11 protein-coding genes are annotated in these 14,675 nt (G+C 66.9%); 2 read left to right on the top strand and 9 right to left on the bottom strand.

Translation table 11 applies throughout. The annotated features are described in order from the left end of the window. Positions 1-75 precede the first annotated feature (75 nt). Together ACMI1Q_RS07375 and ACMI1Q_RS07370 are read left to right on the top strand one after the other, a co-directional pair. On the top strand, positions 76-1,065 hold the full coding sequence (locus ACMI1Q_RS07375; protein WP_419503305.1) for a linear amide C-N hydrolase: 990 nt from the start codon (positions 76-78) through the stop codon (positions 1,063-1,065). Between the two features lie 12 nt (positions 1,066-1,077). Next, positions 1,078-2,823, top strand: coding sequence for a glycoside hydrolase family 2 protein (locus tag ACMI1Q_RS07370; RefSeq protein WP_419503304.1), 1,746 nt, complete (start codon positions 1,078-1,080; stop codon positions 2,821-2,823). A 46-nt stretch (positions 2,824-2,869) separates the two neighbouring features. Here ACMI1Q_RS07370 and ACMI1Q_RS07365 read toward each other — a convergent pair whose 3' ends face one another. The 9 genes from ACMI1Q_RS07365 to ACMI1Q_RS07325 all read right to left on the bottom strand — a co-directional run bounded on the left by ACMI1Q_RS07365 (position 2,870) and on the right by ACMI1Q_RS07325 (position 14,601). Then, positions 2,870-4,252 carry an alanine/glycine:cation symporter family protein gene (locus ACMI1Q_RS07365; protein ID WP_419503303.1) on the bottom strand — a complete coding sequence of 461 codons (1,383 nt, stop codon included), beginning with the start codon at positions 4,250-4,252 and terminating at the stop codon, positions 2,870-2,872. A gap of 136 nt (positions 4,253-4,388) precedes the next feature. Beyond that, complete coding sequence (locus ACMI1Q_RS07360; RefSeq protein WP_419503302.1) at positions 4,389-5,036, bottom strand: potassium channel family protein; 648 nt, start codon at positions 5,034-5,036, stop codon at positions 4,389-4,391. A 15-nt stretch (positions 5,037-5,051) separates the two neighbouring features. Further along, the gene (locus ACMI1Q_RS07355; RefSeq protein ID WP_419503301.1) at positions 5,052-6,383 is read right to left on the bottom strand and encodes a TrkH family potassium uptake protein; all 1,332 of its coding nucleotides are present in this window, start codon (positions 6,381-6,383) and stop codon (positions 5,052-5,054) included. Between the two features lie 156 nt (positions 6,384-6,539). Then, positions 6,540-7,586 (bottom strand): galactose ABC transporter substrate-binding protein, encoded by a 1,047-nt coding sequence (locus tag ACMI1Q_RS07350; protein ID WP_419503300.1) that lies wholly within the window; start codon positions 7,584-7,586, stop codon positions 6,540-6,542. Then, positions 7,543-8,463, bottom strand: a complete 921-nt coding sequence (locus ACMI1Q_RS07345; protein ID WP_419503299.1) for a substrate-binding domain-containing protein — start codon at positions 8,461-8,463, stop codon at positions 7,543-7,545. The genes ACMI1Q_RS07350 and ACMI1Q_RS07345 overlap by 44 nt, the downstream gene beginning before the upstream one ends. Next, complete coding sequence (locus tag ACMI1Q_RS07340; protein ID WP_419503298.1) at positions 8,460-10,277, bottom strand: histidine kinase; 1,818 nt, start codon at positions 10,275-10,277, stop codon at positions 8,460-8,462. Before ACMI1Q_RS07340 ends, ACMI1Q_RS07345 begins: the two co-directional genes overlap by 4 nt. A gap of 34 nt (positions 10,278-10,311) precedes the next feature. Further along, positions 10,312-11,916, bottom strand: a complete 1,605-nt coding sequence (locus ACMI1Q_RS07335) for a response regulator (RefSeq protein ID WP_419503297.1) — start codon at positions 11,914-11,916, stop codon at positions 10,312-10,314. 102 nt (positions 11,917-12,018) lie between these two features. Beyond that, positions 12,019-13,083: an ABC transporter permease subunit gene (locus ACMI1Q_RS07330; RefSeq protein WP_177522653.1), complete on the bottom strand. Its 1,065-nt coding sequence runs from the start codon at positions 13,081-13,083 to the stop codon at positions 12,019-12,021. 18 nt (positions 13,084-13,101) lie between these two features. Continuing rightward, positions 13,102-14,601, bottom strand: a complete 1,500-nt coding sequence (locus tag ACMI1Q_RS07325; RefSeq protein WP_419503296.1) for a sugar ABC transporter ATP-binding protein — start codon at positions 14,599-14,601, stop codon at positions 13,102-13,104. Between the last annotated feature and the right edge of the window lie 74 nt (positions 14,602-14,675).

The raw sequence follows: 14,675 nt of genomic DNA, 5'->3' as shown, positions 1-14,675 counted from the left end.
TTTTGCCCCTTTCGTTTGACCGGGGCCAAAAGGGGTGTATACTGAAGACAAGACACCAAAAAGGAGGTAGTCGCCATGTGCACCAGCATCGCTTTTTTTGAGCAGAAACTTTTCGGACGCAACCTGGACCTGGAGGTATCCTTCGGGCAGCGGGTGGTCATCGCGCCCCGTTCCCTCGCCTTTCCCTTCGCCCACCGCCCCGCCCTGACGGAGCACTACGCCATCGTGGGCATGGCCAGCGTGGCCGGCGGCCTGCCTCTTTTTGCCGAAGGCATGAACGAGAAGGGCCTTTACATGGCCGGGCTGAATTTCCCGGGCAACGCCCACTACTTTGCCGACGAGGGGGCCGAACCCAATCACCTTGCGCCCCACGAGCTGTTGTGGCTGGTGCTGGGCAGCTGCGCGTCCCTGGCCGAGGCCAAAGCCCTGCTGGAAGAGGTGACCGTGTGCGCCATCCCCTTCGCGCCGGGGCTGCCTCTGGCCCCGCTGCACTGGCATGTGGCGGACGCCACCGGCGCGCTGGTGGCGGAGTCCACCGCCGACGGCCTGCACCTCTACGAGGACAAGGCCGGAGTGCTCACCAACAACCCGCCCTTCCCCTTCCACCAGACCAATCTGGCCAACTACATGAACCTCTCCCCCCGCCAGCCGGAGAACCAATTCGCGCCGGGCCTGCCCCTGGCCTGCTTCGGCCAGGGCATGGGGGCCATCGGCCTGCCGGGGGACGCCTCCCCCGCCTCCCGCTATGTGCGGGCGGTGTTCTTCAAGGAGAACGCCGGCTTCCCCGCCGACCGGCCCGGTCAGGTGATGGAGTTCTTCCACGTTCTCGAGGGCGTGGCCATGGTGCGGGGCAGCGTCGTCACGCCGGAGGGCGCGCTGGACGAGACCCTCTATTCCAGCTGCATCGACGGCGTGGAGCACGTCTACTACTGGCGCACCGCCGGGGCCAGCCGCATCAGCGCGGTGCGCATGACCGGGGAGGCCTGCCGGGGCGGCAAGCTGCTGGCGGTGACCCCCGAGGACACCCCCGCCTTCGCCTTCACCGAGCCCCAGCCGCTGGCCTGAAAGGAGTTCTCCATGAAAGAGCCCCTCTTCACCGCCGCCGGCGAGGCGCTGCCCGCCCTGCCCTGGCCGGACTATCCCCGGCCCCGGCTGCGGCGGGAGAGCTTCCTGAACCTGAACGGCCGCTGGCAGTTCGCGGTAAACCAAAGCGGCGAGGCCCCCGCGGCCTATGACCGGGACATCCTGGTCCCCTTCTGCCCCGAGAGCAGCCTCTCGGGCATCGGCGAGCACTTTGCCGAGGGCAGTTTTCTCTTTTATCGCCGCGTCTTCTCCCTGCCCGACGGCTTCAATGCCGGGCGGGTGCTGCTGCACGCGGACGGGGCGGACCAGACCCTCGACTGCTTTTTGAACGGGCGGCGGCTGGGCAGCCACACCGGCGGGTATGAGGCCGCCGAATTCGAGCTGACCGGCGCGCTTTTGCCCGGCGAGAACGAACTGGTGCTGCGCATCACCGACGACCTGCGGAGCCATGTACAGCCCTACGGCAAGCAGGTGGAGCGGCCCGGCGGCATGTGGTACACCCCGGTCAGCGGCCTGTGGCAGACCGTCTGGCTGGAGAGCGTGCCGCAAACCTACATACGGCGGGCGGACTTTGCCTGCACCCTGGACGAGGCGGTGCTGGACGTGGGGGACGAGCGCCTTTTTGGCACCGTGACGGTGGCCGACCCGGACGGGGCCTTCACCGCCCCGCTGGAAAAGGGCCGGGCGGTGCTGCGGCCGGAAAAGCCCCGCCGCTGGAGCCCGGAAGCGCCCTTCCTCTACCCCGTCGTCATCCAGGCGGGAGCCGACAGAGTGGAGAGCTACTTTGCCCTGCGCACCCTGGAAGTGAAGACGGCGGGCGGCCATGCCCGCCTCTGCCTCAACGGCGCGCCCTGTTTTTTCCACGGGGTGCTGGACCAGGGCTACTGGAGCGACGGCATTTTTACGCCTGCCAGCCCTGCGGCTTATGACGAGGACATCCTGGCCATGAAGGCCCTGGGCTTCAACACCCTGCGCAAGCACATCAAGGTGGAGCCGCCCCTCTTCTACTACGCCTGCGACCGCCTGGGCATGGCGGTGTTCCAGGACATGGTGAACAACGGGGACTACAATTACCGGCGGGACACAGTGCTGCCGAACCTGGGCTTTCAGACCCGCCGCGGCGACGAGAAAATGCACCCCGACCCGGAAACCCGGGCGGCCTTTCTGGCGGGGATGGAGACGACGGTGGCGGCGCTGAAAAGCCACCCCTGCGTGGTCTACTGGACCATCTTCAACGAGGGGTGGGGGCAGTTCTGCTCCACAGCCGCTTATCGAAAGCTGCGCTCGCTGGATGCCAGCCGCTTCATCGACTCCACCTCCGGGTGGTTCCGCTGCGGCGAGACCGACGTGGACAGCCGCCACGTCTACTTCGGGCCGTGGAATTTGAAGGCGGGTGAAAAGCCGCTGGTGCTCACCGAGTTCGGCGGGCTGACCCTGCCGGTGGAAGGGCGCCTGCAATGCCCGGGCCGCAGCTACGGCTACGGGGCCTGCAAGAGCGCCGAAGAACTGGAGCGGCGGGTGCTGGCCCTCTACGAAAAGCGGGTGCTGCCGCTGGTGGAACAGGGCCTGTGCGCCGCCATCTACACCCAGCTCAGTGACGTGGAGGAGGAGGTGAACGGCCTGCTCACCGCCGACCGGAAGGTGTGCAAGCTGAAAGCGGACCCCATGCGGGCGCTGGCAGAGCGGCTGGCGGAAGCGGCAAACGCCTCCTGCCGGGAGCCGTCCGCCCCTGCCCGGTAAAACCGCCGAAAAAAACGCGGCCTGTCAAAAGACAGGCCGCGCTTTTTTATTTCTTTTTCATCTCGTTCTGCTCGTAGTCCCGCAGGGAGGCCAGCGCCTTGGGCGCCAGGGGCAGCAGGGCGATCATGTTGAAGATGGTCATGAGGCCGATGCCCACGTCCCCCAGGTCCCACACGAACTGGTAGGCCGCAAGGCCGCCCACAAAGAGCATGACCAGAGCCAGCAGCTTGTAGGCCGTCTGGCTGCGCCAGCTGTCGCCGAAGAGGTAGGCCACGTTGGAGCGGGCGTAGAAGAGGATGCCCAAAAAGGTGGAGAAGCTGAACAGCCACAGCACCACCGCGATGAACACCACGCCGAACGCCCCCAGATGGTGGCCCATGGCCGCCTGCAGCAGGTCCATGCCCTCCAGCCCCTGGGTGAGGGAGGCGGGGGTGAGCAGCATGACCATGGCGGTGCAGCTGCAGATGAGCAGGGTGTCGATGAACACGCCCAGCGCCTGCATCAGGCCCGCCTTGGCCGGGTGGCTCACATGGGCGGCGGCCGCCGCGCAGGGGGCGGAGCCGGAGCCCGCCTCATTGGAGAAAAGGCCGCGCTTCGCGCCGTTCATGATGACCGCGCCAAGGCCGCCGCTCACCGCCTGCCGCAGGCCGAAGGCCTCGGAGAAGATGCGGCCGAACACCGCCGGCAGCTGCTGAACGTTGAGCAGGATGATGACCAGGGTGATGAAGAAGTAGCAGGCGGCCATCAGCGGCACCACCACGTCCAGCACCTTGACGGTGGCGTTGCGCCGCAGCACGATCACCGCCGCCACCGCCACCAGCGCCACGGTGGACCAGATGGGCGGGATGTTGAAGGCGTTCTCGAAGGAGGAGGAGATGGAGTTGCCGATGACCTGGCTGATGCCGCACCAGCACACAAGGCCGGAAACGGCGAACAGCACCGCCAGCACCGAGCGGCGCTTGCCTTTTGCGAAAAGGGCGTGGAGATAGTAGGCCGGGCCGCCCCGCCAGCCGCCGTAGAGGGGGTCTTTTTCCTTGTAGAGCTGGGCCAGGGTGGCCTCGATGAAGGCGGTGGAGGAGCCCAGCAGGGCGATGAGCCACATCCAGAACACCGCGCCCGCGCCGCCGGCGCTGATGGCTGCCACCACGCCCACCAGATTGCCCATGCCCACCCGGCAGGCGGTGGAGACGATGAGGGCCTGCACGCCGGACAGCCCCTCCGCCCCCGGCTTTTTGTTGTTTGCCATGGTGATGCGCACCATCTCCGGGAACAGCCGGAAGGGCAGAAAGCGGGTGCGCAGGGTGAAATACACCCCCGCCGGCAGCAGGATGAGCACCAGCAGAGAAACGCCCAGGCTGCTGCCGCCGGGCAGCGGGATGCGGAACAGATCGCCCCACAAAAAATTATAGATCGCGGTCAGAAGGGCCATGGAAAAATTCCTTTCAGATACGGCCAAAGGGCCGCTTGTCGTGCATTTTATCAGTATACGCGGCCCCTGCCGCCTTTGCAAGCCTTTGGGGCAAAAAAGGGCCCTTCCCCGCCGGGGAAGGGCCTTGCGTCTTTTCTTATGTCCGGAAGCACTTTTTCAGCGCCCGGTATTCGCCCAGGGCCAGCAGGGTGCCGTCCTTGGGAAGCACGGTGTACGGGGTGATCTGGGCGTCGATGGCGCCCTCCCGCTTGACCGCCAGCAGGTTGATGTTGTGGATGCGGCGCACGTCGATCTCGCCGACGGTCTTGCCCGCCCACTCGGCGGGCACTTCCACCTCCACGATAGCGTTGTCGGCGTCCAGCTCGATGTAGTCCAGAAGATGGTCGGAGCCATAGCGCACCGCCGCCCACTTAGCCAGCTGCTTTTCGGGGTAGAGCACCTCGTCCGCGCCGTTGCGCAGAAGGAACTTGGCCTGCACGTCCCGCTCGGCCCGGGACACCACCTTCTTTGCCCCCAGCTCCTTGAGCAGCGAGGTCGTTTCCAGCGAGCTTTGGAAATTGTCGCTGATGGCCACGATGCAGACATCATAGTTGCTCACGCCCAGCTCCTGCAAAAATTCGCCGTTGGTGCTGTCGCCGATCTGGGCGTTGGTGACCACGTTGAGCACGGCGTTCACCTTTTCCTCGTCGTCGTCCACCGCCATGACCTGATGGCCCTGGGCGTTCAGCTGCATGGCCAGATGGCGGCCGAAGCGGCCCAGGCCGATGAGCAAAAAGGATTTCATGGAAAAACTCCTCCTTTAACCGATGGTGATGCGCTCCTGCGGGAGCTTGCTGCCAGTCTTGGCAGCGCCCGCCAGCGCGGCGTAGATGAGGGTGAGGCCGCCCACGCGGCCCATGTACATCAGGAAGATGAGCACCCCCCGGGAAACAAGGCCGAGGCTGGGGGTCAGCCCCAGGGAGAGGCCCACCGTGCCCACCGCCGAGGCGGTCTCAAACAGACAGTCGGCCAAAGGCAGCCCCTCCACCGAGCTGATGATGAAGCCGCCGAAGAAAAACAGGGTGACATAGAGCAGCAGGATGGCCGCCGCGTCGCAGGAGGCCTTGACGCTGATGCGCCGGCCGAAAAAGCGGCCTTCCTCCCGCCGCCGGAACACGGCGATGGCGTTGGCGAAGAGCACCGCCACGGTGGTGGTCTTCATGCCGCCGGCGGTGGACCCCGGCGAGCCGCCGATGAGCATGAGCACGATGGTCACCGCCACGGCAAGGCCGCTCAGAGAGGTGAGGTCGGCGGTGTTGAAGCCGGCGGTGCGGGGGGTGACGGACTGGAACAGGCTCATCCACACCCGCTCGCCCAGGGGCAGGGCGGAGAACTCGTCGAAGAAGAACCACGCCGCCGGCGCCACGATGAGCACCGCCGTGGTGACCAGGATGACCTTGCTCTGCATGCGGTAGTGGTGCAGGCGGAATCCGTTGGTGCGGATGTCGTCCCAGGTGAGGAAGCCGATGCCGCCCACCACGATGAGGCCCATGATGACCAGGTTCACCACCGGGTCGGCCCGGTAGGCGGTGAGGGAGGCGTATTCCGCGCCCGGCGCGCCCATCAGGTCGAAGCCCGCGTTGCAGAAGGCGGAGATGGAATGGAACACCGCCATCCAGACGCCTCTGAGGCCGAAATCCCGCACGAACACCGGCGCAAGGCAGGCCGCGCCGATGCCCTCGATGAGGAACACCGCCCGCAAAATGAAGCCGGTGAGCCGCACGATGCCGCCCACCTTGGGGGCGGAGATGGCCTCCTGCATGGTGCCCCGCTGCATCAGCGAGATGCGCCGCCCTGCCAGCAGGGCGATGGCCGAGGCCACCGTGACCACCCCCAGGCCGCCGATCTGGATGAGCAGCAGGATGACCGCCTGCCCGAAATACGACCAATAGGTGGCGGTGTCCTGCACCACGAGGCCGGTGACGCAGACCGCCGAGGTGGCGGTGAAGAGCGTCTCGTCAAAGGGAGTGACGCGGCCACTCTGGGAAGCAAAGGGCAGCATCAGCAGCAGCGCCCCCGCCAGAATGACCGCAGCGAACAGAAGGATGATGATCTGAAAACTCGTCAGACGCCGCAACGGCGCAATGTCCATTTTAAAAGCCTCCGTTTTTTTGCCGGGCCTGAGGGGCCCCGGCTTTGGGTCTTTATCCCACAGTATACCCCATTCGATGCCGGTTGTGAAGAGCATTTTTCGTAAAATTTTTCCCGCGGGCAAAAGGGCGGGGCGGCGCGGCGCGCCGCCCCGGTTTCAGGGGGTTTTTTCCTCCAGGTCGCGGGCGGTGACGGCCCGGTAGGGCAGCCAGACATAGTGGCCGTCCTCCAGCTCCACCGCCCCGGCGGGGTCGGAGCCGTCGGCCAGCGCCAGCACCAGGTCCAGCATGGCCCGGGCGATGCCCGCGCCGTCGTTGCGCACGGTGCCGTAAAGCTCCCCCGCCGCCACGGCCTCCAGGGCGGGGGCGGTGGCGTCCACCCCCACCACCAGCGGCAGGTCCTCCTCCGCCTGCTTGACGGCGTCGATGGCCCCGAGGGCCATGTCGTCGTTGTTGGCGAACACCACCTCGATGGCCTCCCCCATCCCTTCCTCCAGCCACTGCCGGGCCTTGGCCATGGCCTGGCCCCGCTTCCAGTTGGCGGTGTCGCTGGCCAGCTTTTCCACCGCCACCCCCGCGTCGGTGAGGGTCTTGACGGCGTACTCGGTGCGCAGCATCGCGTCCTGGTGGCCGGGCTCGCCCTCCAGCATCACATACTGCAGCACCCCGTCGCCGTTGCGGTCCAGGGCGGGGTCGGTCTGCCATGCCTCCAGCACCAGCCGCCCCTGCAGAACGCCGCCCTCCTCCGCCTTTGCGCCCACATAATAGGCGTGCTCCCAGCGCAGCATGTCCTCCGCCACCGGCTGGCGGTTGAAGAAGATGAGGGGCACGCCCGCCTTCTGGGCCTTGTCGATGAGCACGGCGGCGGCGGTGCGGTCCACGATGTTGACGCACAGCGCGTCGCACCCGCGGCCGATGAGGCTGTCGATCTGGTCCAGCTGGGTGGTCTGGTTCGAGCGCCCGTCCACCACCGACAGGTTGATGCGCAGGTCCCGGGCCTGCTCTTCCTCCCGGGCCATCCGCTCCAGCTCGGCGGCGATGGTGGCGATGAAGGTGTCGTCCTGGGTGTAGAGGGCCACCCCCACCCGCAGCACCGGGGGCTCCGTTTCCGCCGTGCCGCAGCCGGCGGCCAGCGCCGCGCAGGCAAGGGCCGCGGCCGCCTTACGAAGCCACCGGGAACAGCAGCTTTTGATTGTCCGGTTCATAGATGTCCTCCCCCCGCAGGATGGAAAAGGCCAGCGGCTGGGGCTGCCAGTCTTCGCCCCGGGCGGTGCGCACCGCCCCTTCCACCGCCAGATACCCCGCGGCAAAATCGCTCCACACCGCGCTGGCGGCAAGGCTGCCCCGCTCCAGCGCCGCGGCGATGGGCCCGGTGGAGCCCACGCCGTAGAGGGCGGGGGCAAGGCCCAGTTTTTCCTTGGCGGCAGCCGCCGCCTCGGTGGCCGACGGCTCGAACAGCAGCACCGCCGCCGCGTCCGTTCCGGCCAGCGCCGCTTCCAGCGCGCCCTCCCCTTCCGGGGCGGTCTCGATGACCTGAGCGCCCGCCTCTTCCAGCGCCGCCTTGGCGGCGGCAAGGCGCGCGCTCACCCCCGCCGAGCCGGGGACGCTGTTCACCAGCAGCACCGGCCCCGCCGGCGCGTCCACCAGGGCCGCGGCGGCCAGCGCCCGGCCCAGGGCCTCGTTGTCCGGGCAGACGGAGGCCGCCCCGCCGGCGGATTCCAGCGTGATGACCGGCGCGCCGGGCCCGGCGGGCAGCTCGCCCGCCGGGATGACCACCAGCACGTCCGCCCCCCGCTGGGCCTCGTAGCCCATCAGGCGGGCCTGCTCGGCGGCATCGTTCTCCGCCGAGAGGGTCACGATGCGCACCTCCGCCCGCAGTTCGCCCGCCGCCTGCTCCATGCCGAGGCGGGCGTTGGCCCAGTCGGAGCCGTCGGTGCTGCGCAGGATGACCGACACCTCCACCGGCTCGCCCTCCCGCCGGGCAAAGGGCAGCTGGGGCCAGGCCAGCGTCAGCGCCACCGCCGCCGCCAGCGCCACCAGCACCAGCAGCTGCCACAGCGCGTTGCTCCTTTGTTTTTTCATGGCTCTTCCTCCCGTTGCAGCTGCGCGGCCTCCTCGGCGGTGAGGGCGGGCAGCCGGATGCGCACGGTGGTGCCCTCGTCCGGCTCGCTGAACACCTCAAGGCCGTAGCCTTCGCCGAAGGTCAGCCGGATGCGCCGGTGGACGTTGCGCACCCCGATGCCCGACCCGCTGGACCGGGTCTGGGGCCGGCTCTCGTCCAGAAGGCGCTCCACCACCTCGGGGGGCATGCCCACGCCGTTGTCGCTCACGTCGATGACCAGATCGCCGCCGTCCCGCTTTGCGGTGACGGTGATGCGCCCGTCCTCCTCGCAGCCGGCCATGCCGTGGTAGATGGCGTTCTCCAGCAGGGGCTGCACGATGAGCTTGAGGGTGTAAAGGCCCTCGGTGCCTTCTTCGGCGCGCACCGAGGCGGTGAACTTGTCCTGATAGCGGATCTGCTGGATGGTCATGTAGTGGCGGGCGTGCTCCAGTTCGTCCGCCAGGGGGATGAAGCTGCGCCCGCGGCTCAGGGCGATGCGGAACAGCCGCGCCAGCGAGGTGACCATCTGGATGGCCTCGTCGTAGCGGCCGGCCTCGGTCATCCAGATCACCGAGTCCAGGGTGTTATAGAGGAAATGGGGGTTGATCTGGCTTTGCAGCACTTCCAGCTCGCTGCGGCGCTTGCGCTTTTCCTGCAAAATGATGTCGTCCATCAAATGGCGCATGGTGGACACCATCGACGCGATGGAGTGGGCCAGCCGCCGCACTTCGTAGCAGCCGTCCTCTTTGATGGCCACCTCCCGGGCCCCGGCCTCCAGCTCCTTCACCGACTGCTCCAGCCGGCGGATGGGGTCGGAGATGCGCGCCGAGATGCGGAAGTTCAGAAAGGCCATCAAAAAGGCCGAGAACAGCAGCATGGACAGGCCGAACAGGAAGATGTAGCCCCCGTCGTCCCCCGCGCCGGCGCGGGGCACCACGCCCACCAGCTTCCAGCCGGTGTAGCCCACCGTCTTGACGGTGACCAGCCTTCTTTCCCCCTCGAAGGTCTCGGTGTGGGTGCCGTCGGCCAGGGACGCGGCGGCCAGATTGTTCTCGGTGTCCAGCCCCGCGTAGATGAGCTGCTGGCGGGGGTGGTAGATGAGTTCGCCGGAAGCGTCGGTGAGGTAGATGTAGCCGCCGCCCGCCAGCTCCACGTCCCGGCAGACCTGCTCGATGCCGGAAAAGCCCATGTCCACCAGCAAAACGCCGCTGTAGGTGCTGCCCTCTCTTGTGAGCTGCACATACCGGCTCAGGGACACCACCCAGCGGAAGTTCTCGTCCGGGTCGGCGAACAGGCGCTGGATGTGGGGGGTGGAAAAATGCAGGTTCTCCATCTTGTCCAGCGCCGCCTGATACCAGTCGGAGGAGGCGGGGTCCGCCCCTTCCTTCAGGGCGGTGAGGGGGGTGCCCGCCACCAGCGCGCCCTTGCTGTCGAACACGGCGATGGAGACCAGCTCGTCCCGGTTCTCCTCGTACAGCAGCTCCATCCCCTCGTCCAGGCTCTGGGTGGCAAGGTCGGCATTTTTGATGATGCGGTAATACATGGTGTCGCTCACCCGCATCATCCGGCGCAGGTAGCTGTCCATGTTCATGTTCACCTGGCCCAGCACCCGCTCGGTGTTCTCCCGCACCAGCTGCTCGGTGCCCGCGGAGTAGCGCCAGACAAGGCTCAGCCCCATGAGCACCATGCCCGCCACCGCGGCCACGGTGAAGGACAGGGAGATGACCATCTGGATGCTCATGGTGCGGTAGCGCCCCGAGAGGGACGCCGCCGCCCGGGCGAAGAGTTTTTTCACGCGATGCTCCCTCCCTTGCCGAAAACTGCCGCCTTCAGGTCTGGCCCGCCCGGTACTTGGAGGGGGTCACGCCGAAGTGGCGCTTGAACACATAGCTGAAATAGTTGGGGTCGGCGTAGCCGGTGCGCTGGGCGATGAGGTAGGTCTTTTCCTCGGTGTCGCGCAGCAGGCGCGCGGCTTCGTTCATCCGCTGCTCGGTGACGCAGGCGGTGAAGCTCTGGCCGGTCTCCCGCTTGAACAGGGTGGAAAAATAGGTGGGCGAAAGGTGCAGGTGCTCGCACACCGCCTCCACCCCCAGGCCGCTGTCGGCAAAGTGGGCGGCGATGTAGGCCTTGGCCTCGTCCACCGTGCGGCCGGCGCTGTCGGTGCGGCGGCGCCCCAGCAGCTCCCGCAGGCGGCGGCAGCGCTCGGTGAGCCACTCCCCCAGCCGGTCCAGGCTGGCGAACTGCGCCGCGGGCACCGCGCCCGCGAAGCCCGGCCCGAACACGTCCTCCACCTCCACGCCGCCCGACCGGGCAAGGCGCACCAGGCAGGTGACGATCTCCAGCACATACAGCTGGCACTGGGCGGGCGGCAGGCGGCTGGCCCGCACCCGGTCCAGAAGGCCGTGGAGGGTGGCGTCCAGCTGCTCTTCGGTGCCCAGCTTCACCGCCGTGGCCAGGGCCCGCTGGTCCTCGTCGTCCAGCAAAAGGCGCAGGCTTGCGTCCGGCTCCAGGTCCCCGATGTAGAGCACCCGGCCCCCGCCCATCAGCAGGCGGTAGTCCAGGGCCGCGATGGCCCCTTCCATGGACTGGCGCACCTGCCCCGCCGTGGCGCACAGCTGGCCCAGGCCCACTGTGAGGCCAAGCCCCAGGCAGCTGGGGGCCAAAGCGCACAGCCGCTCCAGCTCCGCCATCAGCGGATAGAGCTGGTCCGCGTTTTCAAGCCCCGCCAGCAGGGCCACCGCGTCGTTGTAGAGCAGGGTGCGCAGCCAGCAGCCGGGCAGCTCGAAGTGCTCCTCCACAAAGGAGCGCACCGACAAAAGCAGCAGTTCGTCCCGCTCGGCGCCCTCGCCCGCGGCGGGCAGGTCCATCTGCACCATCGCCGCGGCCCAGGGGCCGGCGGGCAGTTCCAGTTCGTAGCGGGCGGCCCGCTCGCTCAGCTGGTCCGGGGGGATGCGCCCGTCCAGCAGGCGGGCGAAGAACAGCTCCCGCAGCACCGGCAGGCTCTCCTCGTAGCGGCGGCGCAGCGCCTCCATGTCCCGCCGCTGCTGGCGCTGGGCCTCCAGCTGGGTGCGCAGGCCCGCCAGCACTTCCTCCAGTTCCCGGGCGTTCACCGGCTTCATGATGTATTCCGAAACGCCCATGCTCACCGCCTGGCGGGCGTATTCAAAGTCGTCAAAGCCGGAAAACACCACGAGTTTGGCCGCGGGCAGCTCCCGCCGCAGCCGGCGGCAGAGCTCCAGCCCGTCCATGAAGGGCATCTTGATGTCGGTGAGCACCACGTCCGGGCGTATCTGCTCCGCCAGTTCCAGCGCCTCGGCGCCGTTTTCCGCCTCGCCCGCCAGAACGAACCCCTGCGCCGCCCAGTCGATCTTGCGGCTGATGCCCTGGCGGATCTCCGCCTCGTCGTCTGCCAAAAGGACCCGATACTGTTCCATCCTGCGCCCTCCCTTTCGCTCTCAGTATACCATACCCGCCGTGCCTTGAAAACCGCAAAAAGGGCGCCCTTTGCAGGGCGCCCTCGGCGTTTTGGAAAAGGCTTATTTCTTGACCAGATACTTGCGCATATCCAGCGCGCAGGCGAACAGGATGATGCCGCCCTTGATGGCATACTGGAGGTTCTGGTCCATGCCCACCAGGGGCAGGGCCACGAAGATGAGGCGCAGCATGATGACGCCGATGATGATGCCGCTGACCTTGCCGATGCCGCCCACGAAGGACACGCCGCCGATGACGCAGGCGGCGATGGCGTCCAGCTCGTAGTTCACGCCGGTGTTGGCAGTGTTGGAGGCCACGCGGGCGGACTCAACAAAGCCGGCCCAGCCGTACATCGCGCCCGCCAGGGCGAACACCATGATGGTGGTCATGAACACGTTGACGCCGGAAACGCGGGCGGCCTCTTCGTTGGCGCCCAGGGCGAACATGTTCTTGCCGAAGGTGGTCTTGTTCCAGATGAACCACATCAGAACGCTCAGCAGGATGGCGTAGATGACGTAGTTGGGGATCTGGATGGCGCCGCCGGCAAAGTTCAGAAGGGGCGGGTTGCCCACCACGAAGTTGCGGTAGCCCTCGTCCAGGCCGGAGATGGCCATACCGTTGTTGTTGCCCATCTTGACGTAGAGCAGCAGCATGGTGTAGAGGATGAGCTGGGTGGCCAGGGTCACGATGAAGGGATGCAGCTTGAACTTGGCCACGAAGAAGCCGTTGAAGGCGCCGATGGCAGCGCCGATGGCCACCACGATGAGGATGACCAGGGGCACGGGCAGGGTGCCGATGGCGGGCCACATCTTGTTGGGGGCGTCCGCCGCCTGCAGGAGGCTGGCGGCCACGCAGGCGGTGATGCCCACGGCGCGGCCGGCGGACAGGTCGGTGCCGGTGAGCACGATGCAGCCGGCGATGCCCAGGGCCACCGGCAGGTAGGCGGCGGTCAGGCTCAGCAGGTTGACCAGAGAGCGGGGGGCCAGGAAGGACGGTTCGGTCACCGCCACATACACCGCCACCGCCAGCATGATGATGATGAGGGCGTTGTTCAGCAGCGCGTTGCCGATCTTTTTCGCGTCCAGACCCTTCACCTTTTCGGCGAGGGCGGTGGAATTGTTGTTCATCAGTCGATTCCTCCTCGTTTACACATACTTTGCCGCCAGCGTGAGGATCTCCTCCTGGCTGGTGTTTGCCGCGTCCACCTCGCCGGCCACCTGGCCGCCGGACATGACCAGGATGCGGTCACACACGCCCAGCAGCTCGGGCATCTCGGAGGAGACCATGATGACGCCCTTGCCCTCTTTGGCAAGGTCGATGATGAGCTGGTAAATTTCGTACTTCGCGCCCACGTCGATGCCGCGGGTGGGCTCGTCCAGCAGGAGGATCTCCGGCTTGGTGAGCAGCCAGCGGCCGATGATGACCTTCTGCTGGTTGCCGCCGGAGAGCGAGCGGATCTGGGTGCGCTGGCTGGGGGTCTTGATGTGCATGGCCTGGATGGACCAGTCGGTGTCGTCGCGCATCTTCTTGTCGCTCAGGCAGATGCCGCCCAGCAGATAGTCCTTCAGGCTGGAGATAACGGTGTTCTCCTTGATGTCGCGGATGCCGAAGATGCCGGTGGCACGGCGCTCCTCGGTGAGCAGGGCGAAGCCGTTCTTGATGCTCTCGCCCGGGGTGCGGTTGCGGATCTCCTTGCCGTGGAGGGTGATGGTGCCCCCCTGGCGGGTCATGGCGCCGAAGAGGTTCTCCAGCACCTCGGTGCGGCCGGAGCCGTCCAGGCCCGCGATGCCCAGAATTTCACCCTTGCGCAGCTGGAAGGTGGCGTCCTTCAGGCGGGTGTATTTGCCCGCGATGTGCTGCACGTCCAGGATGACCTCGCCGGGGGTGTTCTCCTTGGGCGGGAAGCGGTTGGTGAGCTCGCGGCCCACCATCAGGCGGATGATCTCGTCCATCGTCAGCTCTTTGGCCGGGCGGGTGGCCACCCAGGTGCCGTCGCGCATGATGGTCACCTCGTCGCTGATGCGCAGGATCTCCTCCATCTTGTGGCTTATGTAGATGATGCCGCAGCCCTTGTCCCGCAGCATGTTGATGATGCGGAACAGGTGTTCCACCTCGGTCTCGGTGAGGGACGAGGTGGGCTCGTCGAAGACGATGATCTTGGAATCGTAAGAGACCGCCTTGGCGATCTCCACCATCTGCCGCTGGCTCACGGGCAGGGTGGACATGATGGCCTTGGGGTTCACGTTCACTTCCAGCGTGTCGAAAATCTCCTTGGTGCGCTTGGCCATCAGGCTCTCGCTCACCATGATGCCCGCCACCTTGGGGTAGCGGCCAAGCCAGAGGTTGTCCTGCACGCTGCGGGTCAGGGCCTGGTTCAGCTCCTGATGCACCATGGCCACGCCGTTTTCCAGCGCTTCCTTGGAGCTGCGGAAGTTGACCTCCCTGCCGTCCAGCTTGATGGTGCCCGCGTCCTTGTGGTAGATGCCGAACAGGCACTTCATCAGGGTGGACTTGCCCGCGCCGTTCTCGCCCATCAGGGCGTGCACGGTGCCCGGCCGCACGGTGAGGTTGACGTTGTCCAGCGCCTTCACGCCGGGGAACTCTTTGCAGATGCCGCGCATCTCCAGCAGTGCCGGCTGCTCCATATTCTTCCTCCTCTCTTCGCGGGAAGGCCCGCCCTTCGCAAAAGGGGCGGTTATCCCACGTCAGGCCGGGCGGG

Source organism: Candidatus Allofournierella excrementavium (assembly GCF_048526665.1).
Classification (GTDB): domain Bacteria; phylum Bacillota; class Clostridia; order Oscillospirales; family Ruminococcaceae; genus Allofournierella_A; species Allofournierella_A excrementavium.
The sequence above is the reverse complement of the archived record's forward strand: the minus strand, read 5'-3'. Positions and strand labels throughout refer to the sequence as shown.

Coding starts and splice junctions, on each gene's coding strand:
- ACMI1Q_RS07375 (WP_419503305.1), top strand. CDS start 76: ATGTGCACCAGCATCGCTTTTTTTGAGCAGAAACTTTTCGGACGCAAC.
- ACMI1Q_RS07370 (WP_419503304.1), top strand. CDS start 1,078: ATGAAAGAGCCCCTCTTCACCGCCGCCGGCGAGGCGCTGCCCGCCCTG.
- ACMI1Q_RS07365 (WP_419503303.1), bottom strand. CDS start 4,252: ATGGCCCTTCTGACCGCGATCTATAATTTTTTGTGGGGCGATCTGTTC.
- ACMI1Q_RS07360 (WP_419503302.1), bottom strand. CDS start 5,036: ATGAAATCCTTTTTGCTCATCGGCCTGGGCCGCTTCGGCCGCCATCTG.
- ACMI1Q_RS07355 (WP_419503301.1), bottom strand. CDS start 6,383: ATGGACATTGCGCCGTTGCGGCGTCTGACGAGTTTTCAGATCATCATC.
- ACMI1Q_RS07350 (WP_419503300.1), bottom strand. CDS start 7,586: ATGAACCGGACAATCAAAAGCTGCTGTTCCCGGTGGCTTCGTAAGGCG.
- ACMI1Q_RS07345 (WP_419503299.1), bottom strand. CDS start 8,463: ATGAAAAAACAAAGGAGCAACGCGCTGTGGCAGCTGCTGGTGCTGGTG.
- ACMI1Q_RS07335 (WP_419503297.1), bottom strand. CDS start 11,916: ATGGAACAGTATCGGGTCCTTTTGGCAGACGACGAGGCGGAGATCCGC.
- ACMI1Q_RS07330 (WP_177522653.1), bottom strand. CDS start 13,083: ATGAACAACAATTCCACCGCCCTCGCCGAAAAGGTGAAGGGTCTGGAC.
- ACMI1Q_RS07325 (WP_419503296.1), bottom strand. CDS start 14,601: ATGGAGCAGCCGGCACTGCTGGAGATGCGCGGCATCTGCAAAGAGTTC.